We start from the raw sequence: 25,687 nt of genomic DNA, 5'->3' as shown, positions 1-25,687 counted from the left end.
AACGCTTTAAACGGTTGTTACGAATAATAACACGACGGTATAAATCATTTAAATCTGAAGTTGCAAAACGACCTCCATCCAATGGAACTAAAGGACGTAATTCTGGTGGAATAACTGGAACAGTTTTAATAATCATCCACTCAGGTTTATTTTCAATATGACCTTGAGATGCACGGAACGCTTCAATAACTTGTAAACGTTTTAATGCTTCGTTTTTACGTTGTTGTGAAGTTTCAGTATTAGCTTTGTGACGTAATTCGTAAGATAATTCATCTAATTCTAAACGCGCTAACAAATCTTGTAACGCTTCAGCTCCCATTTTTGCAATAAATTTATGAGGATCTGTATCATCTAATAAATGATTATCTTTTGGAAGTGTATCAACTAAAGTTAAGTATTCTTCTTCAGTTAAAAAATCTAAATATTGTGTTCCTCCTTGAGCGGCAACACCTGCATTAATTACTACATAACGTTCGTAGTAAATAATCATATCTAATTTTTTAGTTGGTAATCCTAATAAATAACCAATTTTATTTGGTAATGAACGGAAATACCAAATGTGAGCAACAGGTACAACTAATTCGATGTGACCCATACGTTCACGACGAACTTTTTTCTCTGTTACTTCAACTCCACAGCGGTCACAAATAATACCCTTGTAACGGATACGTTTGTATTTACCGCAGTGACATTCCCAATCTTTTACCGGACCGAAAATTCTTTCACAGAACAAACCACCCATTTCTGGTTTGTATGTTCTGTAATTGATTGTTTCAGGTTGTGTAACCTCACCATGAGATCCTTCAAGTATTGATTCTGGTGAAGCAAGACTGATGGTCACTTTTGTGAAATCGTTATTCAGTTTTTTGTTTTTTCTGAACGCCATTTTTTTCTGTATCTATTGGTTAGCCAAAAGGTTCTTAAACTATAATTAGTGTAATGTTATCTCAAGAGCTAAGCCCCTAAGTTCATGCACCAATACATTGAATGATTCTGGGATGTTAGGTTTTGGAAGATTCTCGCCTTTAACAATACATTCGTATGTTTTAGCACGTCCAACAACATCATCAGATTTCACCGTAAGGATCTCTTGAAGTATGTTTGCTGCACCGAATGCTTCAAGTGCCCACACTTCCATTTCACCGAAACGCTGACCACCAAATTGCGCTTTACCGCCCAATGGTTGTTGCGTGATAAGAGAGTATGGCCCAATTGAACGAGCGTGCATCTTATCATCAACTAAGTGACCAAGTTTCATCATGTAAATGATACCTACAGTAACTGGTTGGTCAAAAGGATTTCCTGATAAACCATCTACCAATTTAGTACGACCAATTGTAGGTAAACCAGCTTCTCTTAATTCGTTGATTACTTCTTCTTCAGAAGCACCATCAAAGATTGGAGTTGCGTATTTTCTACCTAATTTTTTACCAGCAAGACCTAATAATGTTTCATAGATCTGACCGATGTTCATACGTGAAGGTACACCAAGTGGGTTAAGAACGATATCTACTGGAGTTCCATCTTCTAAGAATGGCATATCTTCATCACGAACAATACGAGCGACAACCCCTTTGTTACCGTGGCGACCAGCCATCTTATCACCTACTTTTAGTTTACGTTTTTTAGCAATATAAACTTTTGCTAATTGAACGATACCTGCAGGTAATTCATCTCCAACTTCAAGTGTGAAACGCTCGCGTTTGAATTTACCAGCTGTTTCATTTCTTGTTGTTAAATAATTTTTAACAAGACGAATTACGTTATCATTAATTCTTTTATCAGATGTCCAATTATCAATAATCAAATCACCTAATAAATTTGCTTCTTCTTGTACGTTATAGTTACTCTCATCTCTATAAGGGTTTTTGTCTGGGAAGACATTTGCCTCAATATTTTTACGAGAGAATTTAACACCTTTAGAAATTACTTCATCTCCAAATTTATGCTTAACACCTTGAGAAGTTTGTCCTTCTAATAAAAGAGTCAATTTTTCCAGCATGCGCTCTCTTAATGCTAAAAGATCTTTACTGTACTTCGCCTTTATTGTCTCAACTTGTTTCTTAGATTTAGCGCGTAAATCTTTATCCTTTTTAGGACGAGAGAATAATTTTGTATCAATAACAACACCGCGTAATGATGGTGGCGCTTTCATTGAAGCATCCTTCACATCACCTGCTTTATCACCAAAGATTGCACGAAGAAGTTTTTCTTCTGGTGTTGGATCTGATTCTCCTTTAGGGGTAATCTTACCAATTAAAATATCACCTTCTTTAATTTCAGCACCCGTACGGATGATGCCGTTTTCGTCAAGATTCTTAACAGCATCTTCACTAACGTTTGGAATTTCTGAAGTTAATTCTTCTTCACCACGTTTAGTATCTCTAACTTCTAATTCATATTCATCGATGTGAAGAGAAGTAAAGATATCATCACGGACAACTTTTTCGCTTATAACAATCGCATCTTCGAAGTTATAACCCTGCCAAGGCATGAAGGCTACCATTAAGTTTCTACCTAATGCTAATTCTCCATTATCTGTAGCATAACCTTCACATAATACTTGTCCCTTTTTAACTCTTTCGCCATGTTGAATTACAGGCTTCAAGTTGATACACGTATCTTGGTTGGTTCTTCTAAATTTGATTAAGCTATATGTAATAACATCCGTTTCGAAGCTTACCAAACGATCTTCGTCTGTAAGATCATAACGCATTTTAATTTCATTTGCGTCAACATACTCAACAACACCATCTGCTTGTGCAATTAATAATGTTCTTGAATCCATTGCTACACGTCTTTCCAAACCTGTACCAACAATTGGAGCTTCTGGTCTTAATAATGGAACAGCTTGACGTTGCATGTTAGAGCCCATCAATGCACGGTTGGCATCATCATGCTCTAAGAATGGAATAAGAGATGCTGCAACAGAAACAATTTGGTTTGTTGCAATATCAATTAAATCAACTTTGTCTGGACCGATAACCGGGAAGTCACCTTCGTATCTTGCTTTAATGCGATCGCTTAAGAAGTTACCGCTATCATCGTACATAGCATTTGCCTGTGCGATATGTCTGCCATCTTCTTCTTCTGCTGTTAAATATATTGGTTGGTTTTTAACATCAACAACACCTTCACTCACCTTACGGTATGGAGTTTCGATGAATCCCATGCTATTCACTTTTGCGTGAACACAAAGAGATGAAATCAAACCAATGTTTGGACCTTCTGGAGTTTCAATAGTACACAAACGACCGTAGTGCGTATAGTGAACATCTCGAACTTCAAAACCAGCACGTTCTCTAGATAAACCACCTGGTCCAAGAGCCGACATACGTCTTTTGTGCGTAATCTCAGCCAATGGATTGGTTTGATCCATGAATTGAGATAATTGGTTGGTACCAAAGAATGAATTGATAACAGAGGAAAGTGTACGAGCATTGATCAAATCTACTGGTTTGAAATCTTCGTTATCACGAACATTCATACGTTCTTTGATTGTTCTTGCCATACGTGCAAGACCAACACTGAACTGACTGTAAAGTTGCTCACCCATCGTACGAACACGACGGTTGCTCAAGTGATCTATATCATCAACAACTGCGCGCGAGTTGATAAGACCAATTAGATATTTAACGATATTGATGATGTCTTCTTTGGTAAGAACTCTTACCGCATTGGTCATATCACTACCTAATTTTTTATTAATTCTATAACGTCCAACTTCACCAAGATCATAACGTTTATCACTGAAAAACAAGTTGTGAATAATATCACGAGCTGTTTGTTCATCGGGTGCGTCTGTATTTCTTAATTGACGGTAGATTTGCTCAACCGCTTCTTTTTCTGAATTGGAATTATCTTTTTGAAGTGTATTATAGATGATTGTATAATCAGCAATATTTACATCTTCTCTGTGAACAATAATTGATTTAGAACCAGATTCAACAATGACGTTGATGTCTGCTTCCTGAATTACTGAATCACGTTCTAAAAGAACTTCATTACGATCGATAGATACAACTTCACCTGTATCTTCATCTACGAAATCTTCTGTCCATGTACGAAGTACACGTGCAGCTAATTTACGACCGATTGCTTTTTTAATGCTTGCTTTGTTTGCCTCAATTTCTTCAGACAATCCAAACAAATCTAATATATCTTTATCACTACCATATCCGATTGCTCTTAATAGAGTAGTTACAGGGAATTTCTTTTTACGATCGATGTATGCAAACATCACGTTGTTCACGTCTGTTGCAAATTCAATCCAAGATCCTTTGAAAGGAATTACTCTAGCAGAGTAAAGTTTTGTTCCATTTGTATGCTTGCTTTGAGCAAAGAATACACCTGGGGAACGATGTAACTGTGACACGATTACTCGCTCAGCACCATTTATAACGAAAGAACCACGTTCAGTCATGTATGGGATATTACCAAGGAATACTTCCTGCTCAATAGTTTGGAAGTCTTCATTGTCTTTATCATTACATGTAAGACGAAGTTTTGCTTTTAGAGGTACCGCGTACGTTAATCCGCGATCGATACTTTCGTCAACATTGTATTTAGGTGTATCGATATTGTAATCGATAAAATCCAAAATAAAATTGTCGCGAGAATCCGAGATTGGGAAATTTTCTGCAAAAACTTTGTAAAGTCCCTCTTTGAATCTATTTTCAGCAGGAGTATCAATCTGAAAAAAATCTTTGAAAGACCGAACTTGAATATCTAAGAAATCAGGGTATTCAACCGTACTTCTAGCTTTTGCAAAGCTCTTTCTAAGATTTTGAGTATTGTTAGTTGCCAACGTGTTAATTAGTTTATGGTAGATAAGTTAAACCGAAATTTAGCACTATTATTGTGGTGGTATACAAACAGGAAAAGACCTGACATGAACTGTCAGGCCTAATGCCGTATCTGATGAACAGAAGAGAATTAGTAATTACTTAATTTCTACTTCAGCGCCAGCTTCTTCAAGTTGTTTTTTGATACCTTCAGCGTCATCCTTAGTAGTACCTTCTTTGATTGCTTTTGGAGCACCATCAACTAAGTCTTTAGCTTCTTTCAAGCCTAAACCTGTAAGATCTTTTACTAATTTAACTACTGCTAATTTTGAAGCACCTGCACTCTTAAGAATAACATCGAATGCTGTTTTTTCTTCAGCAGCAGCTGGACCATCGCCACCAGAAACCATAACTGTCGCTGCAGCTGGTTCGATACCGTACTCATCTTTTAAGATAGAAGCTAGTTCATTAACTTCTTTCACTGTTAAATTAACCAATTGCTCAGCGAATGCTTTTAAATCTGCCATTGTATTATAAATTATTAATGAATTGAATATTTAAATTTGTTTGATTAGCCGAAGCTAATATTTAAGCTTGCTCTGTGAAAACGCGACTTTCGTTTGTAAGTGCGCCAATAACACGTTGAGCTGGAGCTTGTAATAGAGCGATGATATCGCCGATAAGTTCTTCTTTAGATTTGATTGATGCAAGAGCATCAAGTTTATCTTTTCCAACATAGAAATCTGCGAATACAGATGCACCTTTGAACACTGGCTTAGCAACACCACCTTTGTGGAATTGTTTCAATATTTTACCAGGTACGTTTGCTGTGTCAGAAAACATTAGACCAGAAGCACCTTTCAAAGCAGCTCCGTTTAACTCTGTGTGGTCAATATTCAATTGTTGAAGCGCTTTCTTGATTAGAGAGTTCTTTACAACTTTATATTCAACACCTTTAGAGTAACAAAGTTTTCTGAATTTGTTTACTTGATCTACTGTCATTCCAGAACCATCAGTGATATAGAACGTAGCAGCGCCTGCTATTTTCTGTGCAACCTCCTGAATGATTATTGCTTTTTCTTCTTTTGTCATTTGATTACTCGTTTAAGGAGGCTCTTATTACAGACCTGCTACTGAGCTCTTATCAATTGTTATACCTGGGCTCATTGTGCTAGAAAGTGTAATACTTCTAACATATGTACCTTTTGCTGAAGCAGGTTTCAATTTGGAAAGTACTTGTAACACTTCATTTGCATTTTCAAGGATCATTTCTGGAGTGAAAGATACTTTACCAACGCTAGTATGCACAATACCAAATTTATCGACTTTGAAATCGATTTTACCAGCTTTTACATCTTTAACTGCTTTCGCAACATCTAATGTAACAGTACCTGCTTTCGGATTTGGCATTAAGTTACGTGGACCAAGTATTTTACCTAGTTTACCAACTTTTGCCATAACAGTAGGCATTGTGATGATTACGTCTACATCCAACCAACCGCCTTCGATTTTTTGGATATAATCGTCTAATCCTACGTATTCAGCACCAGCATCAATTGCACCCTGAGCTTTATCAGGAGTACAAAGCACTAATACTCGAACATCTTTACCTGTACCGTGAGGAAGTGTCACAATACCGCGTACCATTTGATCTGCCTTTTTAGGATCAACACCCAATCTTACATCAATATCAACTGAAGCGTCGAATTTTGTATAAGTGATGTCCTTTATAAGAGATGATGCGTCAGCAAGCGTGTAGGAATTATTGACATCAAATTTACTTAGAGCGTCTTTTTGTTTTTTTGTCAACTTTGCCATGACTTTAATTTAAATTAGTTCTCCCAAGGTGCTTTACCTGATACTGTTATTCCCATACTACGGGCAGTACCTGCTACCATTTTCATTGCAGATTCTATTTTGAAAGCATTTAAATCAGGCATCTTTGTTTCCGCAATAGTACGGATTTGATCCCAAGTTACATTGCCAACCTTAACGCGGTTTGGTTCTGCTGATCCTTTTTTGATTTTTGCTGCTTCCGCTAATAGAATGCCTGCAGGAGGAGTTTTTACGACGAAATCGAAAGATTTGTCTGTGTAAACTGTAATTAATACTGGAAGCAATACGCCCGGTTTATCCTGAGTTCTTGCATTGAATTGCTTACAGAATTCCATGATGTTCAAGCCCTTAGAACCAAGAGCGGGACCAACTGGAGGTGAAGGATTTGCAGCCCCACCTTTAATCTGTAGCTTCACATATCCGGTAATTTCCTTTGCCATTTTCTTACTGGAGTTTTTCTACTTGTATATAATTAAGCTCAACGGGTGTGTTACGGCCAAATATTTTAACCATAACGTTAAGCTTTTTCTTTTCTTCGAATACTTCTTCTACACTACCTGTAAACCCGCTGAAAGGACCATCCATAACTTTTACGGTTTCGCCAACAACAAACGGTGTTTCAAGGACAACTTCACCCACTTGAGAATCGTCAACTGTGCCCAATATTCTATTGACCTCAGATTGACGAAGTGGAATTGGTTTTTTGCTAGCAGCACCTTCTGAAGCGCCCAAGAAGCCGAGAACACCAGGAATACTGGTAATCACGTGGGCAGCCTCGCCATGGCTTAAATCTGCTTGTATAAGAACATAACCTGGGAAAAAACTTCTTTCTCTTACTCTCTTTTTACCATTACGCATCTCATATACCTTCTCAGAAGGAATAAGAACTTGAGGTACAAAATCCACAAGTCTTTGTCTGGTAATTTCGTTTTCGAGGTAAGATTTAACCTTCTTTTCTTGACCACTTACGGCCCTTACTACGTACCATTGCAATTCGCTCATGATCCTTTTAAAAGAATGTTAAATTAGTAAATCGAACTTAACACGTATTTAAACGCAAAGTCGATGAGACCGATAATAATTGCAAATATTAAAGATGCAAACAAAACAAGTGCAGAGCTACTTTGTAACTCAGACCATTTCGGCCAAGATACATATGTCGTTAGTTCTTCTATAGAACCTTGTACAAAACCTACTAGTTTCTTCATATTTCTACTTTCTTGTGCACGGGTGGAGAGATTCGAACTCCCATCAGCGGTTTTGGAGACCGACATTCTACCCTTGAACTACACCCGTAAATGCACCCATTAATTTATAGTCGGGGTGCAAAGATATTAACATTCCTATATAAAAGCAAATGCGTTTCTGAAATAATCAAAAACGCATTTACTTAAATTGGGATAATTATTTCAAGATTTCAGTAACTTGACCAGCACCTACTGTTCTACCACCTTCACGGATAGCGAAACGTAGACCTTTATCCATTGCGATAGCTGCAATCAATTTTACTGTAATAGTTACGTTATCACCAGGCATGATCATCTCAGTTCCTTCTGGAAGTTCGATTTCACCTGTTACGTCTGTAGTTCTCATGTAGAACTGAGGACGGTATTTGTTAAAGAATGGAGTATGACGACCACCTTCTTCTTTAGAAAGGATGTATACTTCAGCTTTAAATTCTGTATGTGGCTTAACTGAACCAGCTTTACAGATAACCATACCACGTTTGATAGATTCTTTTTCAATACCACGTAATAAAAGACCAACGTTATCGCCAGCTTCACCACGATCTAATATCTTACGGAACATTTCAACACCTGTTACAGTAGATTTTAAGTTCTCAGCACCGAAACCGATGATATCAACTGGTTCACCAGAGTTGATAATACCTCTTTCAATTCTACCAGTTGCTACAGTACCACGACCAGTGATCGAGAATACGTCTTCAACAGGCATTAAGAAAGGCAATTCAGTTAAACGTTTTGGAATTGGAATATCGTTATCAACAGCATCCATTAATGCGTCAATCGTAGCAACCCATTTTGGTTCGCCGTTAAGACCACCTAAAGCAGAACCTTGGATGATGCTCATTGAATCTCCAGGGAAACCGTAGAAAGTCAACAATTCACGAATTTCCATTTCAACTAATTCCAACAATTCTGGATCATCAACTAAATCTACTTTGTTCATGAAAACAACCATTGAAGGAACACCTACTTGACGAGCAAGAAGGATGTGCTCACGTGTTTGTGGCATAGGACCATCTGTAGCCGCAACTACTAAAATAGCACCATCCATTTGTGCAGCACCTGTAACCATGTTTTTCACATAATCCGCGTGACCTGGACAGTCAACGTGAGCGTAGTGACGAGTTGCAGTTGAATATTCAACGTGTGAAGTATTGATTGTAATACCTCTTTCTTTTTCTTCTGGAGCGTTATCAATTTGAGAGAAATCTCTCTTTTCAGCCAAACCTTTATCAGCCAATACTTTTGATATTGCAGCTGTTAATGTTGTTTTACCGTGATCGACGTGTCCAATTGTACCAACGTTAACGTGTGGTTTTGATCGGTCAAAATTTTCTTTTGCCATATTTGAAAAGCCTCTATTTTAAGATGTATAGTATACGTAAAGATGTTATTCAATCATTTCATATAGAGCCAATGACGGGACTCGAACCCGTGACCCCTTCCTTACCATGGAAGTACTCTACCAGCTGAGCTACATCGGCTGTTAAGAAAATTAGAGCGAAAGACGAGGTTCGAACCCGCGACCTATAGCTTGGAAGGCTATCGCTCTACCAGCTGAGCTACTTTCGCAATTTAGACTTAACTTCAAAAACAAATCCGATAATCAAGAATTCGACTATTTTTGGGATTTGAAGTTAAGTCTCTGGTGGGGGAACAAGGATTCGAACCTTGGAAGACATAAGTCAGCAGATTTACAGTCTGCCCCAGTTGGCCGCTTTGGTACTCCCCCATTTAGAAATTTAAATTCTATTAACAAGAATTCAGAGAACAGTTCTTAAAGTTTGATTTTGGATAAAATTTTATCGCTTTACCTATTTTTAAGAGAGTGCAAAATTATAGGGTTTTTTATTCAATTCAAAGTTTTCTGAACAAATAATCTATAATTTTGCACAAAATAATGAAAGTTGTTAAAATTCAGCACTTTGTGGAGTGCGTGGAAATGGAATTACATCTCTAATATTTCCCATTCCGGTTACAAAAAGCATTAAACGCTCAAAACCGAGTCCAAAACCACTGTGTGGAGCCGAACCAAACTTACGCGTATCCAAATACCACCAGATTTCATTTTCATGAATTCCGACTTCTTTGCAGCGTGCTTGTAATTTTTCTAAATTATCTTCCCTTTGCGAACCTCCAATGATTTCTCCGATTCCTGGAAACAATACATCCATAGCGCGAACCGTTTTGCCGTCCTCATTCGCTTTCATGTAGAATGCTTTGATTTCTTTCGGATAATTGGTCAAAATAACGGGCTTCATGAAATGCTTTTCTACTAAATACCGCTCATGCTCTGAGTGAAGGTCAATTCCCCACTCGACTTTGTATTCAAACTTCTGCTTTGAAGCAATCAATATTTCAACAGCTTCTGTATAATTTAAGCGTACAAAAGGAGTTTCTACTATACTTTTTAGACGTCCAACCAATTCTTTGTCATACATTTCATTCAAAAAATTCAAATCATCGATGCAGTTATCCAGGGCGTATTGAACCAAATATTTTAGAAATTCTTCGGCCAAATCCATGTTATCCTGAATTTCATAAAACGCCATCTCAGGTTCAATCATCCAAAACTCTGCTAAATGTCGCGTTGTATTTGAATTCTCCGCACGAAATGTAGGTCCGAAGGTATAAACCTCTCCAAGAGCCATGGCAGCTAATTCGCCCTCTAATTGGCCTGAAACCGTAAGGTTTGTTGATTTCCCAAAAAAATCTTTTGTATAATCAATAGCCCCTTCTTTTGTTTTGGGAGGATTACTAACGTCTAAGGTTGTAACTTGAAACATTGCACCAGCGCCTTCCGCATCAGAGCCTGTAATGATTGGCGTATGTACGTACACAAAGCCTTTATCATTGTAAAATTTATGAACAGCAAAAGCCATTGCATGACGTAAACGCAATACACAACTGAATGTATTTGTACGTGGTCGTAAATGAGCAATCTCTCTTAAAAATTCTAATGAATGCCCCTTTTTCTGCAATGGATAGGTTTCTGGATCTGCAACGCCAATTATTTCTAAGGCTTCAGCCTGCATCTCTACAGATTGCCCTGCCCCCTGCGATTGCACTAATTTGCCCGTTACCCCAATGCAAGCGCCTGTGGTAACGTCTTTTAGCTGATCTTCGCTAAATTTCACAACATCCAACACGATTTGGATGGTGTGAATGGTTGAACCATCATTTAATGCTACAAAAGCAACGTGTTTATTTCCGCGTTTAGTTCTAACCCAGCCCTTTAGAGTTATTTGTTGATCTATATATTGGCTTGAATTACTAAGTATTTCTTTTATTTTTATTCTTTTCACGTTGGTATGCGTTTACTGTAAGTAAAGCGCAAAAAAAGCATATTTTATCTTTTTAATCAAAAAGAATTTCAAAAATGCGCTATTTTTGTCTGAAAGCACGTTTTATATTGTGAACATTCTACCGATTTATGCAAAAATTAAGTTTTCAGCAGCAATTATCCCAAAAACTATCTCCTCAACAGATTCAGTTTATAAAACTATTGCAAATACCGGCAGCAGAATTAGAATCACGCATTGAAGAAGAATTAGAAATAAATCCTGCTTTAGAAGAAGGGAAAGAAGAACAAACAGATGATAAAGAAACGTCGGATGACGAGCAATCCGACTCTGATTCAGATTCGGAAGATGACTATAATGACGATGAATTAAACTTGGAAGATTATATCGGAGATGAAGATATTGCTGGCTACAAAATGCAGGGAGACGGGCCTTCGCAGGATGAGGATGAATTCGAATCACCGCTTGCTGGCACAACTTCTTTATCTGAAATATTGATGAACCAACTCGGTTTTTTACGTCTCAATGAACATCAACAAAAAATTGCAGAACAATTGATTGGAAGTGTTGATGAAGATGGATACATCCGTAGAAATTTAGATTTAATTGTGGACGATTTAGCGTTCTCACAAAACATAGAAACTACTACCGAAGAGATCGAAGAAGTTTTATATAGAATTCAAGAATTTGACCCTGCAGGCATTGGTGCCAGAGACTTACAAGAGTGCTTACTCATTCAATTGGAACGTAAAGATATGGATGAGCCAGACGTGTTGTTAGCGCATCATATTATAAAAGATTGTTTTGAAGAATTTACAAAAAAACATTACGATAAAATTCAAAAGAAATACGATGTAGACGACGCATCTATTAAATCTGCAATCAATATTATTACTAAACTCAATCCAAAGCCAGGTGGAAATTCTGGTGATGATATTAAAACGCAATATCTGTTGCCTGATTTTATTTTACAGTCAAATAATGGTGAACTTGAATTGTCTCTTAACTCTAAAAATGCCCCCGATTTGAGGGTGAGTAGAAATTATACAGAGATGTTTCAAACCTATGATAAGAGTGCAAAGAATGATAAAAAATTAAAAGAGGCAGTAACGTTTGTAAAGCAAAAATTGGACGCTGCAAAATGGTTTATTGAAGCAATTAAACAAAGACAGCAAACGCTACTAAGGACCATGCATGCTATTTTAGAATTTCAAAAAGAATTCTTTTTTGAAGGAGATGAAACGCATTTAAAACCTATGATTCTAAAGGACATTGCAGACATGGTTGGCATGGACATTTCAACCATTTCACGAGTAGCAAATAGCAAAGCGGTACAAACCGAATTCGGGATTTACCCGTTAAAATATTTTTTCTCTGAAGGCATTGCAACGGACTCGGGAGAGGATGCTAGCAGTAGAGAAGTAAAACATATCCTAAAAGAAATCATTGATGGCGAGGAAAAGAAAAAACCGCTTTCAGATGAAAAATTAGAAAAGGAATTAAATAAAAGAGGATACAATATCGCTCGAAGAACGGTTGCAAAATATCGTGAACAATTAAACATCCCTGTTGCACGATTAAGAAAGGAATTATAATATTTATGACAGAAGCAACTCAAAAAAATAATTGGAATTATTTATCTCTTCTTATTTCTTATATCATCCACCCGGTATTTATTCCTACCTATCTATTTACAACATTCTTGTATTTTGGAAATATTGTCTTTGAACCTTATTCCATCCTAGCGCAAACGTATGTAGTCATGTTAGTTTTTATTACTACTGCAATTATTCCATTAATATTATTGGTAATCAACATGTTTTTACTTCGAAAAAAATTTTCTAATGAGGTATTATTAATGAATAAACGTCAAGACAGAATAGTGCCGTTCTTTTATATCGGTATTTATTATTCTGTTTTAACATACATGTTTCACCACTATTTAAATTTTCCAGTACTACTTACCTCACTCATGTTAATAATCAGCGCAGCCGTTTTAGCAACTGCATTTATTAGTTTATTATGGAAAATTAGTGCGCATGCAATTTCATTGGGAGCAAGTTTTATGATTTTCATATTAATGCACACCATCATGCCGAATGAGCATTTATTTTATGCAATTTTAGTAACCTTATTAATAAGTGGCATCACGTTATCCAGTCGATTAAACCTCAATGCACACAATCCTTCACAGATATACATTGGTTATTTAGTTGGCATTATTTTAGGTGGAATTGGCCTGTCGTATTTACTGCCAAATTTACTTTCCTTCACATTTAATTTTTAAGATATTATGACATTTGTATTGACCCAAATTGAAAAAAATGTTGCATACATTTCAATGAATAGACCTGAAGTGTATAATGCGCTTACTCCGGATTTAATCGAAGCATTGATTGTGGCATTCGATGAAGTCAATTCAAATAATACAGTTGAAATTATTATTTTCAAAGGTGAAGGTAAAGGATTTTGTGCGGGTTTAGATTTACAATGGGCCATGAGCATTGAACCGAATACGGTTGTACAAATTGTTGAGCGCTATTTTAATACACTTACAAAAGCAATACATCTTTCTAAAAAACCTGTTATATGTTTGTTGCAAGGTGCTGCTAGTGGTGCCGGAGCCTCGTTGGTATTAGCTTGCGATTTAATATTTGCTACAGAACAAGGTTCGTTGGCATTTCCTTTTTTAAGTTTGGGCTTGCAACCAGACACAGGTATGGCTTATTATCTTAAACAACGTGTTGGTTACCATCAAGCTTTTGAATGGTTGTTAGAGTGCAAAAAATTAAGTGTTGATGAAGCGCTACACCATAAAATTATTCAGAAAAAATTTACAGATGAAATAGTGATGAGTGAATATCTTAACACATATTTAAAATCATTAACACAATTACAATGTGGTGCTGGAGCTTCTTTAAAATCAATCCTTCAAGGGGATTTTACATTTGAAGAGACCTTAAAAAAAGAAGCTAAAGAACAAGCTAAAGCTGTTACAGGCGGCATGTTAAAAGTAAAGATTGAGGAGTTTTTTAGGAGTAGAAAGTAGTAACTAGGTACTTGTTGCCAGGTACTTGACGAAGAGAAAATGAATCAACCTCTCATCAAACACCTACTCGCTTCAAAACGCATAGGAACTGCACGTATTATTCTTCCAACTCGACAAATTTGCTTATTTCAGGATTACGCGTTGAATAAATTAATTGAGTGGTATCGCCAACTTCAAAAGTTCCATCTTCGTCTTTCGTAAAAAAAGTAGAATATATTTTATTGCCAACATTAAAATTTGCTAATACAATCCAATAATCAAGTCCTTTAGCTGATGCATTCCATTTTTTTTCAGAGATTAAAACATTGATCCTTTTACCATAAAACCTCAATTCGTGTTCTTTAAGCTTATCCTTATAAATTGTTAGTAGCAATAAGAAAAGGATGATTGAAAGAGAAATCACAACAAATGATTTTGCAAACGGATAAAATTCGTTAAATACTTTTTTAATTAAAACTGTATTTATAACCGTAAGAACGATGGGAATCAAATTTATATGGATGTCCTTTTCAAAAAAAGTCCAAGTAAAGAAAAAAAGAAATACGCAATTGATTATTATAAAAGCAGCGATCGAGTAATATGCCATTACTCTTCGTTTTCTTTCATCTTTTATAACAACATTCTGTTTTCTTATATTTTCTTTACGTCCATATTTTTTATGCATTTTTAACTTAATTAAAAAATTATTACTCCTTTACTATCAACGCCACCGCATACGCATTTACTCCTTCTTCCCTACCAACATAACCGAGTGTTTCATTCGTTGTAGCCTTAATTGAAATATCTTCTACCGGAATATTCATTACTTCTGACAAAGCTTGTTGCATACGTTCGATATGTGGATTTATTTTTGGCATTTCCAATGCCAAGGATGCGTCTACATTACTTATTTCCCAACCTTTTTCGCGCACCAATCTACACACTTCTTTTAACAGGATTTTTGAATCGACATCTTTCCATCGTGCATCGTTGTTTGCAAAATGGAAACCGATATCACGCATATTTGCAGCGCCTAGGATAGCATCACATATTGCATGTATAAGTACATCTGCATCGGAGTGTCCATCAGGGCCTTTTGTGTATTCCAATTGAATACCACCAAGCCACATAGGTCTACCTTCTTTTAACTGATGTACATCGTATCCAAAACCAACTTTAATTTTCATGATTTTTTATTTAAAGATTACAAATCTTTTTTATCTGGCTTCGGGATTGAAAATCCCGAAGAGTTTATTGTATGCTACCACTGCAATGCAGTCGAAGACTGCGGAATGATAGGCATTCGTCTGAAAACTGGCTAGAGATAGCTAGAGAACATTGAATTGTAAATTCCAAAGAGCTCTGGCTGATGACAAGTGATTGGCCGAAAAGACACAACCACGTCAAACTCTTTTTGACTAAGCCTCGGCTCTATAATATAAGGTGGAGCAATTAGCAGGATCAAGCACTGCTTTAGCAATGCGGGAAATGTCTTGTGTAGTTACCTTCTGAATTTTTTCTGCCTCCGTATTTACTAAATCTGGATCTCCTAACATTGCTGCATAGGCCAAATTCATCGCTCTATTCAATACTTCCACTTCACCGAAAGCAACAGTTGACTCTGCTTGATTTTTCACTTTCTTCAATTCCAATTCTGAAAATGTTTCTTGTACAACTTGAGCAACTAATTCTGAAACGGCTTTGTCTGCTTCTTCCAACGTAACACCTTTAGCAAGCTTCCCATCTATTACCATCAAACCAGGATCTACCGAGCTCATTATATAGGCATTCAACGAAGTAAACATTTTATTCTTTTGCACCAATGCATCGTACAAACGAGAGGACTTGCCCCTTCCCAAAATATCACTTAACAAATCGGTTGCATAAAAATCAGGTGATAATTTGCCTCCCATATGATATGTTTTATACAAGGCATCAAACGGCACTTTTGCTTTTACTTCTTCAAAGCGTGCTGCTGTCTGTTTTGGTTCAATAGGGATGTTTCGCTTTCTACGAGTTCCTTTAGCGATGGGACCAAACCATTTTTCAGCTAATTGCTTTACTTGATCTAATGTCACATCACCAGCAACAACCATGTATGCATTATTCGGTAAGTAATAGGAATAGAAGAAATCGCGCACATCTTCCATTGTTGCTTGTTCGATGTGGGAGATTTCTTTCCCAATTGTTGCCCACTTGTACGAATGTTCTTTGTAGGTTAAAGGGCGTAATGCCAACCATACATCTCCATACGGTTGATTATAATAGCGCTGCTTAAACTCTTCAATTACTACACTGCGTTGCACTTCCAATACGTTTGGATCAAATGACAATGCCATCATACGATCGCTTTCCAACCAAAAGGCTGTTTCAATATTATTTGCAGGAATGGTGATATAGTAATTCGTTATATCTGGCGAAGTGAATGCATTATTTTCGCCTCCTGCCTTTTGTAAGGCTTCGTCGTAGGAAGGGATGTTTTTGGAACCGCCAAACATTAAATGTTCGAAAAGATGTGCGAAGCCCGTTTTGGATTCTACTTCATCTTTAGAACCTACATCGTATAAAATATTTAAGACAGCCATTGAGGTCGTATGATCTTCGTGTACAAAAACCTTTAACCCATTCTCAAGTTCAAAAGAAGAATATTCAATCATTTCAAATTCATTTTAACAAAAATAGAAATAGAACCCCTATTTTTATACCTTATTGACTAAAAGCTTTACACCAAAAGCAATTAATTCTCTTAATTTGCAACATCATTGCTACAAATGACGCTTAAAAGACATTATGATATCATTTGAAAATACGAATATAGATTCAGATACCCTCAAACATTTATACAAAGAGCTTTTAAAACCTCGCATGATTGAGGAAAAAATGCTTTTTTTACTTAGACAAGGGAAAATATCGAAATGGTTTTCTGGTATTGGTCAAGAAGCCGTTTCCGTTGGCGTTGCTTGCGCCTTAGAAAAAGAAGAATATATTTTACCATTACATCGAAATTTAGGCGTTTTTACAAGTAGAGGAATTCCCTTACATCGATTGTTTTGTCAATTTCAAGGAAAACCTTCTGGATTTACAAAAGGTCGTGATCGATCATTTCACTTTGGTAGCAAAGAACATCATATCGTTGGTATGATTTCTCATTTAGGTCCGCAGATGGCAGTTGCAGATGGCATTGCGCTTGCAGAAAAACTATCTCGAAGCAATCGTGCAACGCTTGTATTTACAGGAGATGGTGGCACAAGTGAAGGGGATTTTCATGAAGCCTTAAACCTTGCCTCGGTTTGGGATTTACCCATCATTTTTTTAGTTGAAAATAATGGATACGGTTTATCTACGCCATTAGACGAACAATTCAGAATAAAAAGTTTTAAAGAAAAAGGTCCCGCTTACGCTATTGAAACACATACAATAGATGGTAATAATATTTTAGAAGTCTATACAAAAATTAGAGAATTAGCGGCTTATGTACGCAAAGAATCTAGGCCTGTACTTGTTGAAGCCATTACGTTTAGAATGCGTGGACATGAAGAAGCGTCTGGAACCAAATACATACCGGAGCAATTATTTGAGGTTTGGGCAAAAAAAGATCCTGTAGAAAATTTCGAGCGCTATTTATTAGATGAAGCAATTCTTTCCCCTCAAGAAATTGAATCTATAAAAGAAAAGATTAAATATTCTATTGAAGAAGCTTGGCAGTATACCGAAAATGAAAAAGAGATAGTTGCTGATTCTTCTGTAGAGGAAGATGATATGTACGCATCCCATGTGCATGTAAAAATTCGTCCGAGAACTACCCTAAAAAGCAATAAGCGCTTTATTGATGCGATCAGCGATGGCTTGCGATTGGCAATGGATAAATTTCCGCGTTTGATTCAGATGGGTCAAGACATTGCTGAATATGGTGGCGTATTTAAAGTTACTGAAGGTTTTATTGAACGCTTTGGCAAACAGCGTGTACGCAACACACCTTTGTGTGAATCTGCTATTATTGGTGCTGGCTTAGGCTTGGCTATCAAAGATTACAAATCTGTAATTGAAATGCAGTTTGCAGATTTTATTAGTAATGGGTTTAATCAAGTAGTCAATAATTTAGCAAAAACGTATTACCGATGGGAACAGTCTGCAGATGTCGTGATACGCATGCCAACAGGTGCAGGTACAAGCGGTGGTCCATTCCATTCACAATCTACAGAAGCCTGGTTTTTTAAAACACCCGGTTTAAAAATTGTATACCCTTCAAATCCGTATGATGCGAAAGGCTTGCTGCTTGCAGCCATTGAAGATCCAAATCCGGTGCTTTATTTTGAGCATAAAGCATTGTATAGAACAATAAGTGCTGAAATACCCGATGATTATTATACCGTGCCGATTGGAGAAGCCATTTTAGTAGAAGAAGGCGATGACATGACAGTTGTAGCTTATGGCAATGCTGTTTGGTGGGCAAAAGAAGCGGTAGCAAAAGAAGCGATCTCCGCTGATATTATTGATTTAAGAAGCTTATTACCTTGGGACAAAGAAACAGTCCTAAAAAGTGTATTAAAAACGGGGAGAGTTTTGGTTATTAATGAAGATACCATCACAGGCTCAATTTCTGCTGAAATAGCAGCTTGGATTAGTGAAAAAGCATTTGAAAGCCTTGACGCACCTGTTATGCGTGTTGGAAGCTTGGATACAGCTGTACCCTTTTCAAAAACATTAGAGAGCAATTTCTTGCCTATAAAACGCATTCAAGAAAAATTGTTGGAACTTCAGTACTACTAATACCGTTATAGGAATAGCATTTAATTGTAATTCCATAGTAAAATACCTAGATTTACTTTATACTGATTCGCTTATGAGATACATATTGATACCATTTATAGCTTTATTCATCCTTGTTAACGCAACTTCGTGTAACAAGCATTCTTCTTATCCATGCCCAGGTTTAGGCCAAACAGATGAAGCTGATATAAGCCAATTTGACGAAAATGGAGCATTGAAGAGTGATTCTAAAAAGAAGAAAAAGAAAAGCAATGTGAATGGACGTTTCAATGTTGATAATGGGATGATTAATAAAAAGAATCCCAAACAATTGAAATCAAAAAGTCGCAAACGCGTTTAATTGATACTAGATGAAACACGTAACAGGTATATTTTTTAGTTCGCTTGCGATAATTGCTCTGATGTTGTTTTCAACTTCTGTATATAGCCAAACAGGTTATTCAGAAGTAAAAAAGAAGCAAAACGATGCAAGTACATCTCAGGGTAACATTAAAGTAAAAAAATCGAAAGCGAACGCTAAGAAGCAGAATCAAAAGAACATGGGTACATCCCAAGGGACGATGAATGCTAAAAAAGTAAGCGATACTAAATCCAATGCGCCTAAAAACAATCAAGCATTAGCAGAAGCAAATAAAGGAACGAACGTTCAAAAGAAACAACGTCAAATGGGTACAAATACAGGTGATGTAGTAGTATCTTCTAAAACTGGCGTTAAACCTCCTTTACACGATAATTCTGTTATTGTAGATGAACGTCCGCAACGTAAGCAGTCTAAACAAATGAGCAAATATCAAGGAGATATTGTTCCGTCAGAATCTAATTCTCATGGACCATTAAACTCTGGTTCTCTGGTATTGGCAAGAGAAATAGATCGTAAGCAAGAGACCCAACGTGCAAAATATTCTGGAGACATTGGAAATAACTTTTTAGAGAAACGCACAAAAATGCGTGACGAAAAAAATAGACAAGTATCTTCTTATAAAGGCGACTTATTGGTGCGCACGCTGAATGCACGAGCCAAACGTACGCGTAAAAAAGCAAAAGATATTGCGAACTATAGAGGAGATCTTATTGTTAAGCGAGTGAAAAAAGGCATGCACCCTAGTGCTGTTTATCAAGGAGGAAAAGTTAAAAACTCTTACGCAGCCAAAGAGAAATACCGTAAGAAAATGCTTAAGAAATACGGTAAGACTGAAGGTTTGGAAGATGCTAATTGGCAAAAACAAAAAGACAATGAAAAAGCCCCAAGATACGATAGCAGAGAAGCCGAAATTTGGAATTTGAAACCGAAAAAATGAACTGGATACCCTTAACATCAGAAAGTCAATTAGAAGAAATTATAACGGAGTCAAATGAGACTCCCGTTATAATTTTCAAACATAGCACACGATGCTCAATTAGTACTACTGCATTAAATAGATTAGAGCGCAACTGGAAAGCAGATGAAATAGGACCAATTAAAACCTATTATTTAGATTTACTTTCATACCGACCTGTTTCTGCGAAAATTGAAAGTTTGCTTCATGTTGAGCATCAATCTCCGCAAGCAATTTTATTGCAAAATGGCAAAAGCATATGGGATGCGTCTCATTATGACATACAGTTTGAATCTATTAGAAAAAAATTAGGGAAATAATTTCTAGGTACTAGCTACCAGTGACTAGATAAAAACGAAAGACCAAGCAATTGCTTGGTCTTTCGTTTTTATGAGACGTAATGGTTTGTATTTTTCTATGTTCTAAAAACCCACACCGATTTAAAAATTAAATGAAATATCTTGAACAATCTCTGGATGCAAGCTCAATGCAACAGGACAGGTAAATGCAGATCGTTTGAGAACATCTTTATCCTTTTGAGTTAAAAGTGTGGGATTGGGATGTGTAAACTCGATTTTTATTTTAGCAATTTTTCGTGGCAGTTCGCTTGTCATGGTTTTCTCAATGGCTGCTTTAAGTCCTGCCAATGAAATAGCATCTCTATCCGAAACAATTCCCATAATCGTCATCATACAATTACATAATGCTGCACAAACTAAATCAGTTGGGGAATATGCTTCTCCCTTACCATTATTGTCTGTTGGGGCATCCGTAATGAGGGTATTTCCAGATTTAACATGTACACCATTGGTACGGAGCCCGCCGATATATTCTGCAGTCAATTGATACATAAATAATATATTTTATCGTTGTAAGGAAAATTACTAAATTTAGGGGAAGACTACGTTATGAAAATAAAAAATACTTGTTTATTCCTACTAATACTCCTTTTGTCAGTAGACGCATTTGCTCAAAGAGAGGGTGAAATTGAATACGAAAAAGAATTTTTATTTGGCTTGAATTTCAATACCAATGCAGGTTTAATTGGGGGTGGCATGATTCGATACAGCAAGCTTGTTCGAAATAAAAAAGATCAATTTCATAATTTTTCTCTGGGTTTAGGTATTGTAAAACATCCAAAAGAGTTACGTTATGCGAATCAAAGCGGTGGGTCTTTTATTGCCTACAAAAAAAACCACTTAGTTGTTATACGTCCGAGTTACGGAAGAGAATTTGTTCTTTTTCACAAAGGCAATGAAGATGGCGTACAATTGGATTTCATTTTGAATGGAGGTCTTTCTTTTGGTTGCCTAACTCCTTATTACATTGAATATTCTACAGGAAGCACAACCGCAATTGTTCCTTACGACCCAGTAACTACACCCAACATAAACCTTGTTGTTAACTCTCCAGGATACACAACAGGCTTAGGCAGTACAAAAGTAGTTCCTGGATTACACGTTAAAACAGGATTTAGCTTTGAATATGGACATTTCACCAATAAAGTGACGGGTATCGAAGTAGGTTTTATGTTTGAAGCTTTTGCAAAAAAGATGGTTATGATGGAAGCACCTATTGATCCTACTTATACTGGAGGTTCATTCCATAACAATCAGTTTTTCAGTTCAGTATATCTTAATATTTTCTACGGTGGCAGAAAATAGGGTTTAGCAAACCATTTAGAGGTTTTTTATGTTTAAAAACAAAAAAAAAGGCTAGATTTAGTACCTTTGAACTGTATCAGTAGATTCCAAAAATCATGATTGAATTACCAGTAGTACCCTCCTCCTCCGACCGCAAATCTAAACCCGATTGGTTACGTGTTAAATTACCCATCGGAAAAGAATATACAAAATTACGTGCTTTGGTAGACGAACATAAGTTACATACCATTTGCCAGAGTGGGAACTGTCCCAATATGGGCGAATGTTGGGGTGCTGGCACCGCAACATTTATGATCTTAGGAAACGTTTGCACACGTAGTTGTTCCTTTTGTGCTGTGGCTACAGGGAAACCTACAGAATACGATACAGACGAGCCCAAACGCGTTGCTGAAGCAGTACGTTTGATGAATGTAAAGCATTGTGTGATAACTTCTGTAAACAGAGATGAATTAAAAGATAAAGGCGCCGAAGTTTGGTACCAAACAGTAGTTCGTGTTAAGGAAGAATGTCCTCAAACAACGATTGAAACATTAATCCCTGATGTGAAATCGGATTGGGCAGCTTTAGAGCGTATGATTAGCGGCGGACAAGAAGTTGTTTCACACAATATGGAAACGGTAGAACGCTTATATCGCAGAGTTCGTCCACAAGCTAAGTACAGTAGAAGCTTAGAAGAAATTCAACGCATCAAAGATTTTGGCAAACGCACCAAATCAGGTATTATGCTTGGCATTGGCGAAACCAAAGACGAAGTTTTGAAAGCAATGGATGATTTGGTTGCACATGGCTTAGATGTGCTTACTTTGGGTCAATATCTACAGCCTACAAAAATGCACTTAGAAGTTGCAGAATATATTCACCCCGACTTATTTGCGGAGTATAAAGAAATCGGCTTGTCAAAAGGTTTGAACTATGTAGAGTCTGGACCATTGGTGCGTTCTTCGTACCATGCAGAAAAACATATATAAGTAATTTGTATTTCACTATAATAAAAAAACCAACTCGGCATGAGTTGGTTTTTTTATTGGGATTCGTTCATTTTAATTTGAACCATAGACCAATTCCATATCTCTAATTCCATAAAACTGCGGTGCCATAATCCATTTCCCCTCTTTATCAATTACACCCCATTTCTCACCTGATTTAGCGGCTGCATAGCCATTTTTGAAACTTCTCAATCCGTCAAATTGGGCTGAAATAACCCATTCGCCTTTTGCATTGAGAAACCCAAACTTAGCATTCTTTTCTCCTATCACATATCCTTCACTATAATCTGAATAATTATCCGTATCCAAATATGAAACTTCCCCTAACATATTCGTGTAACCTGATTTCTCTCCAATTTTAATGCGAGCACGTTCACTCATTGGATCAAAATCATGTGCTTCATCAAAATTCGGTTGAACAATCCACTTTCCTAATGAATCAATATAACCAACTTTATTTTGTAATGTTTTAGCCCAGGCAACACCTCCAACAAAATATCCTACACTCTTAAATTCTGGTTGTATTTTCACAAGCCCCTCATGATTAATAAAACCCAAATGATCTTTATCATCCCTATAAGATGCCAACCCTTCAGAAAAATGGTTTAACCCATTTATGACCTTAACATTTATGGCCGTTTTGTTTCCTGCAGTATCAATAACAAAATAATCATTTTTCAATTTAACTGTTGCATAACCTCCATTAAATACACTTGCTTCAGCGAATTGAACTGGGATTGCCACTTTTCCAAAATTATTTAAATATCCCCATTTGCCATTTTCTACCGCAAGCAGTCCATCTGCAAAAAGACTGCCACCAAAACTATAATATCCCCCTTGAATCGTAAATTTTGGAAGCTCCGACCGAACTCTTTTTCCATTTATATTTAAGAAATAATACTGTTTCGCTTCATCGTCAAAAACAATAGCAAGATTGCCCGTAAATTCTAAGCATTTCCGAAACGTTGCAGGTATAATTATTTCTCCTTTAAGGTTGGCATATCCCCATCTTCCATTTTTAATTTTCACCTGCGTTACATACGTTTGTGCAGATGCATGAAACGAAATCATGCATAGTAAAAGGAAATTTAAAATTAATAAACGTTTCATTTTTTATTTGGATTGGTATTTGTTTTTTATTTAGAATCCTGAGATTTCTTGATTGTCATCAAACCATTAAAGTACACAATCCTTTTTTATTTTCTATTCAAAAGAGTATTTTTCGAAAGTGTAGTAGTTATTTCATAGGCTAGTTTGTAGTCCTTCTTCTAATTACTTTTTTATAATGTAATTAGAAGAATAAAAATAAAATCTGCACTAAAACCTTTTGTATTGAATCAATGGTTTGATATTATAGTTGTCTCCGACCTCTAACAGTCGCTGCTTCTAGATTATCATGATACTTCACCCAAGAAGCATCCACATCGACCAGCCCAAATTCTTTTACCCAATTTGATACCGTTGATAATCGTTGAGGCTGATCGTACGCAGGACTAAACATGTCAAACGTATCTAAAATAATCCACTCTTTTAATTGGTCTTCCGCCATACCAGCGGGTAGCGTTCTATCAATTTCACAGATTGGTACAAATCGATTTAATACTCCTAAACCAATACGTTTATTAAATTTGTAGATTGAAATCAAGGAATCAATATTGTTTCGAATCAAGGCCATCATGCGGTCGTGGTTCATGCGTTTTAAAAATGGACGCAAGATGTATTTACCATGTACTTTTGTAAGAATGTTTTTGATTGGGTAAAAATCTATCACCAACTCACCCCCTGGTTTTACCATTTCAACCAAAGCTTTTACAGATGCTTTCACATCAGGCGTGTGTTGCAAAACGCCAAGGCAAATAACTTTATCGAAAGAGTGTTTTTTAAAAGGCAAATCGTAAATACTTGCTTGTAATAATTTCAATCGTTCGTTCGGGCCGTTGTTGCGAAAGTTAGCCTCTACTGCCGTTGAATAATCAACGGAGTAGAGTGTTGCTTTTGTATGGTCTAATATAATTTGACTGAAGCGACCAGCCCCGCTCCCAACTTCTAATACCGTTTGATTTTGTAAGCCATCTTTAGGCCAATTCGTTTGAGCAAACAACCGATTTTCTGAAACCGTATTGCCAGAAAATTTATCTATTTGCGTTTTTTGGAACGCATTCCATTCCATCCCAAAATTAGACGTGTAATTGTTATTTGATACCAATCTGTATGCACCATTTAATATAGGGTAGACAACGTTACCACTTTCATCACTTAATCCAAATTGAGTCTCTTTTAAGAGGTTTAATGTGACGGGATCAATAATTTCAATCATGAATTGTCAATACAAATTATGCTTCTAAAGACGTTAGTATTTCTTTGATATGCACGTCTTTAATTGGCTTGACGATGTAATCTTTAATCATAGAATACTTTTTAGACTTAATTAAATCCTTATCATCAATAGAAGAACTAACCATATAAATATTTGGTTTGTTTACTGCCGAATCAATTAATACTTGCAATTCAGTCAGGAAATCCCATCCATCCATAATTGGCATATTAATGTCTAGAAAAATAAGTTCTGGTAATTCTATTCCTGAAGCTATCGAATCTTTAATTGAGCGTAATGCATCTTCTCCATTTAAAAAAAAGAATAACTCGTCTTTCCGATCTAGACGTTCAAATGATTTTCGCGTAATGAATTGAAAAATTTCATCGTCATCGATAATGTAAATTCTTGCTTTGTCTTTCATAATAATTTTCTTTCAT

Annotated in this window: 25 protein-coding genes, 4 tRNA genes and 1 pseudogene; 9 read left to right on the top strand and 21 right to left on the bottom strand. The window is 36.4% G+C overall.

The genetic code is table 11. The features are described from left to right. From Q0543_RS06285 to asnS, 14 genes and pseudogenes are all read right to left on the bottom strand, one after another. Nucleotides 1–886 (bottom strand): annotated as a pseudogene (locus Q0543_RS06285) (DNA-directed RNA polymerase subunit beta'); the annotation flags it as partial. A 45-nt stretch (nucleotides 887–931) separates the two neighbouring features. Beyond that, a complete protein-coding gene (rpoB, locus tag Q0543_RS06280; RefSeq protein ID WP_299250488.1) occupies nucleotides 932–4,807 on the bottom strand; it encodes a DNA-directed RNA polymerase subunit beta in 3,876 nt (1,291 codons plus the stop codon). A 135-nt stretch (nucleotides 4,808–4,942) separates the two neighbouring features. Next, nucleotides 4,943–5,311, bottom strand: coding sequence for a 50S ribosomal protein L7/L12 (rplL, locus tag Q0543_RS06275; protein ID WP_299250486.1), 369 nt, complete (start codon nucleotides 5,309–5,311; stop codon nucleotides 4,943–4,945). Nucleotides 5,312–5,372: 61 nt separating this feature from the next. Then, complete coding sequence (gene rplJ / locus Q0543_RS06270; RefSeq protein WP_299250484.1) at nucleotides 5,373–5,876, bottom strand: 50S ribosomal protein L10; 504 nt, start codon at nucleotides 5,874–5,876, stop codon at nucleotides 5,373–5,375. Nucleotides 5,877–5,903: 27 nt separating this feature from the next. Beyond that, on the bottom strand, nucleotides 5,904–6,602 hold the full coding sequence (gene rplA, locus Q0543_RS06265; protein ID WP_299250482.1) for a 50S ribosomal protein L1: 699 nt from the start codon (nucleotides 6,600–6,602) through the stop codon (nucleotides 5,904–5,906). 14 nt (nucleotides 6,603–6,616) lie between these two features. Continuing rightward, complete coding sequence (gene rplK / locus Q0543_RS06260; protein ID WP_299250480.1) at nucleotides 6,617–7,060, bottom strand: 50S ribosomal protein L11; 444 nt, start codon at nucleotides 7,058–7,060, stop codon at nucleotides 6,617–6,619. 4 nt (nucleotides 7,061–7,064) lie between these two features. Continuing rightward, entirely contained in the window at nucleotides 7,065–7,622 is a 558-nt protein-coding gene (gene nusG / locus Q0543_RS06255; protein WP_299250478.1) for a transcription termination/antitermination protein NusG, read from the bottom strand. 23 nt (nucleotides 7,623–7,645) lie between these two features. After that, entirely contained in the window at nucleotides 7,646–7,828 is a 183-nt protein-coding gene (gene secE, locus Q0543_RS06250) for a preprotein translocase subunit SecE (RefSeq protein ID WP_299250476.1), read from the bottom strand. Between the two features lie 17 nt (nucleotides 7,829–7,845). Next, nucleotides 7,846–7,916, bottom strand: a tRNA-Trp gene (locus tag Q0543_RS06245). Between the two features lie 108 nt (nucleotides 7,917–8,024). Next, complete coding sequence (tuf, locus tag Q0543_RS06240) at nucleotides 8,025–9,212, bottom strand: elongation factor Tu (RefSeq protein ID WP_299250474.1); 1,188 nt, start codon at nucleotides 9,210–9,212, stop codon at nucleotides 8,025–8,027. 66 nt (nucleotides 9,213–9,278) lie between these two features. Further along, nucleotides 9,279–9,351: transfer RNA gene (locus tag Q0543_RS06235), tRNA-Thr, on the bottom strand. Between the two features lie 15 nt (nucleotides 9,352–9,366). Beyond that, nucleotides 9,367–9,439 (bottom strand) — tRNA-Gly (locus tag Q0543_RS06230). 74 nt (nucleotides 9,440–9,513) lie between these two features. Next, nucleotides 9,514–9,599 (bottom strand) — tRNA-Tyr (locus Q0543_RS06225). 178 nt (nucleotides 9,600–9,777) lie between these two features. Beyond that, nucleotides 9,778–11,172: an asparagine--tRNA ligase gene (gene asnS, locus Q0543_RS06220; protein ID WP_299250472.1), complete on the bottom strand. Its 1,395-nt coding sequence runs from the start codon at nucleotides 11,170–11,172 to the stop codon at nucleotides 9,778–9,780. A 128-nt stretch (nucleotides 11,173–11,300) separates the two neighbouring features. Here asnS and rpoN point away from each other — a divergent pair, with 128 nt between their 5' ends. The 3 genes from rpoN to Q0543_RS06205 are packed head-to-tail and all read left to right on the top strand — an operon-like array spanning nucleotide 11,301 to nucleotide 14,218. Next, nucleotides 11,301–12,764 (top strand): RNA polymerase factor sigma-54, encoded by a 1,464-nt coding sequence (gene rpoN / locus Q0543_RS06215; RefSeq protein ID WP_299250470.1) that lies wholly within the window; start codon nucleotides 11,301–11,303, stop codon nucleotides 12,762–12,764. A 5-nt stretch (nucleotides 12,765–12,769) separates the two neighbouring features. After that, complete coding sequence (locus tag Q0543_RS06210; RefSeq protein WP_299250468.1) at nucleotides 12,770–13,456, top strand: hypothetical protein; 687 nt, start codon at nucleotides 12,770–12,772, stop codon at nucleotides 13,454–13,456. Between the two features lie 6 nt (nucleotides 13,457–13,462). Continuing rightward, complete coding sequence (locus Q0543_RS06205) at nucleotides 13,463–14,218, top strand: enoyl-CoA hydratase/isomerase family protein (protein WP_299250466.1); 756 nt, start codon at nucleotides 13,463–13,465, stop codon at nucleotides 14,216–14,218. Nucleotides 14,219–14,315: 97 nt separating this feature from the next. Here the strand turns inward: Q0543_RS06205 and Q0543_RS06200 are convergent, their stop codons facing one another. The 3 genes from Q0543_RS06200 to Q0543_RS06190 all read right to left on the bottom strand — a co-directional run bounded on the left by Q0543_RS06200 (nucleotide 14,316) and on the right by Q0543_RS06190 (nucleotide 16,854). Beyond that, entirely contained in the window at nucleotides 14,316–14,882 is a 567-nt protein-coding gene (locus Q0543_RS06200) for a hypothetical protein (RefSeq protein WP_299250464.1), read from the bottom strand. Nucleotides 14,883–14,904: 22 nt separating this feature from the next. Next, nucleotides 14,905–15,384, bottom strand: coding sequence for a 2-C-methyl-D-erythritol 2,4-cyclodiphosphate synthase (ispF, locus tag Q0543_RS06195; protein ID WP_299250462.1), 480 nt, complete (start codon nucleotides 15,382–15,384; stop codon nucleotides 14,905–14,907). Nucleotides 15,385–15,615: 231 nt separating this feature from the next. Beyond that, entirely contained in the window at nucleotides 15,616–16,854 is a 1,239-nt protein-coding gene (locus tag Q0543_RS06190; protein WP_299250460.1) for a pitrilysin family protein, read from the bottom strand. Nucleotides 16,855–16,987: 133 nt separating this feature from the next. Between Q0543_RS06190 and Q0543_RS06185 the strand changes: the two genes are divergently transcribed. The 4 genes from Q0543_RS06185 to ytxJ all read left to right on the top strand — a co-directional run bounded on the left by Q0543_RS06185 (nucleotide 16,988) and on the right by ytxJ (nucleotide 20,603). Continuing rightward, nucleotides 16,988–18,967 carry a dehydrogenase E1 component subunit alpha/beta gene (locus Q0543_RS06185; protein WP_299250458.1) on the top strand — a complete coding sequence of 660 codons (1,980 nt, stop codon included), beginning with the start codon at nucleotides 16,988–16,990 and terminating at the stop codon, nucleotides 18,965–18,967. 73 nt (nucleotides 18,968–19,040) lie between these two features. Next, nucleotides 19,041–19,307 (top strand): hypothetical protein, encoded by a 267-nt coding sequence (locus Q0543_RS06180; protein WP_299250456.1) that lies wholly within the window; start codon nucleotides 19,041–19,043, stop codon nucleotides 19,305–19,307. Nucleotides 19,308–19,317: 10 nt separating this feature from the next. Continuing rightward, nucleotides 19,318–20,265 (top strand): hypothetical protein, encoded by a 948-nt coding sequence (locus Q0543_RS06175; RefSeq protein WP_299250454.1) that lies wholly within the window; start codon nucleotides 19,318–19,320, stop codon nucleotides 20,263–20,265. Continuing rightward, on the top strand, nucleotides 20,262–20,603 hold the full coding sequence (gene ytxJ, locus Q0543_RS06170; protein ID WP_299250452.1) for a bacillithiol system redox-active protein YtxJ: 342 nt from the start codon (nucleotides 20,262–20,264) through the stop codon (nucleotides 20,601–20,603). Before Q0543_RS06175 ends, ytxJ begins: the two co-directional genes overlap by 4 nt. A 120-nt stretch (nucleotides 20,604–20,723) precedes the next feature. Here ytxJ and Q0543_RS06165 read toward each other — a convergent pair whose 3' ends face one another. Then, the gene (locus Q0543_RS06165) at nucleotides 20,724–21,134 is read right to left on the bottom strand and encodes an OsmC family protein (protein ID WP_299250451.1); all 411 of its coding nucleotides are present in this window, start codon (nucleotides 21,132–21,134) and stop codon (nucleotides 20,724–20,726) included. Between the two features lie 99 nt (nucleotides 21,135–21,233). Between Q0543_RS06165 and Q0543_RS06160 the strand changes: the two genes are divergently transcribed. Further along, complete coding sequence (locus Q0543_RS06160) at nucleotides 21,234–21,947, top strand: hypothetical protein (RefSeq protein WP_299250449.1); 714 nt, start codon at nucleotides 21,234–21,236, stop codon at nucleotides 21,945–21,947. A 95-nt stretch (nucleotides 21,948–22,042) separates the two neighbouring features. Next, the gene (lipA, locus tag Q0543_RS06155; RefSeq protein ID WP_299250447.1) at nucleotides 22,043–22,915 is read left to right on the top strand and encodes a lipoyl synthase; all 873 of its coding nucleotides are present in this window, start codon (nucleotides 22,043–22,045) and stop codon (nucleotides 22,913–22,915) included. Between the two features lie 72 nt (nucleotides 22,916–22,987). Here lipA and Q0543_RS06150 read toward each other — a convergent pair whose 3' ends face one another. From Q0543_RS06150 to Q0543_RS06140, 3 genes are all read right to left on the bottom strand, one after another. Beyond that, nucleotides 22,988–24,043 carry a WG repeat-containing protein gene (locus tag Q0543_RS06150; protein ID WP_299250446.1) on the bottom strand — a complete coding sequence of 352 codons (1,056 nt, stop codon included), beginning with the start codon at nucleotides 24,041–24,043 and terminating at the stop codon, nucleotides 22,988–22,990. A gap of 241 nt (nucleotides 24,044–24,284) precedes the next feature. Further along, complete coding sequence (locus Q0543_RS06145; protein ID WP_299250444.1) at nucleotides 24,285–25,250, bottom strand: bifunctional 2-polyprenyl-6-hydroxyphenol methylase/3-demethylubiquinol 3-O-methyltransferase UbiG; 966 nt, start codon at nucleotides 25,248–25,250, stop codon at nucleotides 24,285–24,287. Between the two features lie 16 nt (nucleotides 25,251–25,266). Beyond that, nucleotides 25,267–25,671 carry a response regulator gene (locus Q0543_RS06140; RefSeq protein WP_299250442.1) on the bottom strand — a complete coding sequence of 135 codons (405 nt, stop codon included), beginning with the start codon at nucleotides 25,669–25,671 and terminating at the stop codon, nucleotides 25,267–25,269. Nucleotides 25,672–25,687 lie beyond the last annotated feature (16 nt).

The organism is uncultured Cytophaga sp. (genome assembly GCF_937863595.1).
Classification (GTDB): Bacteria; Bacteroidota; Bacteroidia; order Cytophagales; family Cytophagaceae; genus Cytophaga.
This window is presented reverse-complemented; position numbering and strand designations above follow the sequence as displayed.

What these genes read in the sequence shown, in the direction of transcription:
- Q0543_RS06180 (WP_299250456.1), top strand. Translation starts at nt 19,041, where the DNA reads ATGAGATACATATTGATACCATTTATAGCTTTATTCATCCTTGTTAAC.
- Q0543_RS06175 (WP_299250454.1), top strand. Translation starts at nt 19,318, where the DNA reads ATGAAACACGTAACAGGTATATTTTTTAGTTCGCTTGCGATAATTGCT.
- Q0543_RS06210 (WP_299250468.1), top strand. Translation starts at nt 12,770, where the DNA reads ATGACAGAAGCAACTCAAAAAAATAATTGGAATTATTTATCTCTTCTT.
- Q0543_RS06140 (WP_299250442.1), bottom strand. Translation starts at nt 25,671, where the DNA reads ATGAAAGACAAAGCAAGAATTTACATTATCGATGACGATGAAATTTTT.
- secE (WP_299250476.1), bottom strand. Translation starts at nt 7,828, where the DNA reads ATGAAGAAACTAGTAGGTTTTGTACAAGGTTCTATAGAAGAACTAACG.
- tuf (WP_299250474.1), bottom strand. Translation starts at nt 9,212, where the DNA reads ATGGCAAAAGAAAATTTTGACCGATCAAAACCACACGTTAACGTTGGT.
- rplK (WP_299250480.1), bottom strand. Translation starts at nt 7,060, where the DNA reads ATGGCAAAGGAAATTACCGGATATGTGAAGCTACAGATTAAAGGTGGG.
- rplA (WP_299250482.1), bottom strand. Translation starts at nt 6,602, where the DNA reads ATGGCAAAGTTGACAAAAAAACAAAAAGACGCTCTAAGTAAATTTGAT.
- Q0543_RS06150 (WP_299250446.1), bottom strand. Translation starts at nt 24,043, where the DNA reads ATGAAACGTTTATTAATTTTAAATTTCCTTTTACTATGCATGATTTCG.
- Q0543_RS06165 (WP_299250451.1), bottom strand. Translation starts at nt 21,134, where the DNA reads ATGTATCAATTGACTGCAGAATATATCGGCGGGCTCCGTACCAATGGT.
- rplJ (WP_299250484.1), bottom strand. Translation starts at nt 5,876, where the DNA reads ATGACAAAAGAAGAAAAAGCAATAATCATTCAGGAGGTTGCACAGAAA.
- rplL (WP_299250486.1), bottom strand. Translation starts at nt 5,311, where the DNA reads ATGGCAGATTTAAAAGCATTCGCTGAGCAATTGGTTAATTTAACAGTG.
- Q0543_RS06190 (WP_299250460.1), bottom strand. Translation starts at nt 16,854, where the DNA reads ATGATTGAATATTCTTCTTTTGAACTTGAGAATGGGTTAAAGGTTTTT.
- ytxJ (WP_299250452.1), top strand. Translation starts at nt 20,262, where the DNA reads ATGAACTGGATACCCTTAACATCAGAAAGTCAATTAGAAGAAATTATA.
- lipA (WP_299250447.1), top strand. Translation starts at nt 22,043, where the DNA reads ATGATTGAATTACCAGTAGTACCCTCCTCCTCCGACCGCAAATCTAAA.
- Q0543_RS06185 (WP_299250458.1), top strand. Translation starts at nt 16,988, where the DNA reads ATGATATCATTTGAAAATACGAATATAGATTCAGATACCCTCAAACAT.
- nusG (WP_299250478.1), bottom strand. Translation starts at nt 7,622, where the DNA reads ATGAGCGAATTGCAATGGTACGTAGTAAGGGCCGTAAGTGGTCAAGAA.
- Q0543_RS06205 (WP_299250466.1), top strand. Translation starts at nt 13,463, where the DNA reads ATGACATTTGTATTGACCCAAATTGAAAAAAATGTTGCATACATTTCA.
- Q0543_RS06200 (WP_299250464.1), bottom strand. Translation starts at nt 14,882, where the DNA reads ATGCATAAAAAATATGGACGTAAAGAAAATATAAGAAAACAGAATGTT.
- ispF (WP_299250462.1), bottom strand. Translation starts at nt 15,384, where the DNA reads ATGAAAATTAAAGTTGGTTTTGGATACGATGTACATCAGTTAAAAGAA.
- rpoN (WP_299250470.1), top strand. Translation starts at nt 11,301, where the DNA reads ATGCAAAAATTAAGTTTTCAGCAGCAATTATCCCAAAAACTATCTCCT.
- Q0543_RS06145 (WP_299250444.1), bottom strand. Translation starts at nt 25,250, where the DNA reads ATGATTGAAATTATTGATCCCGTCACATTAAACCTCTTAAAAGAGACT.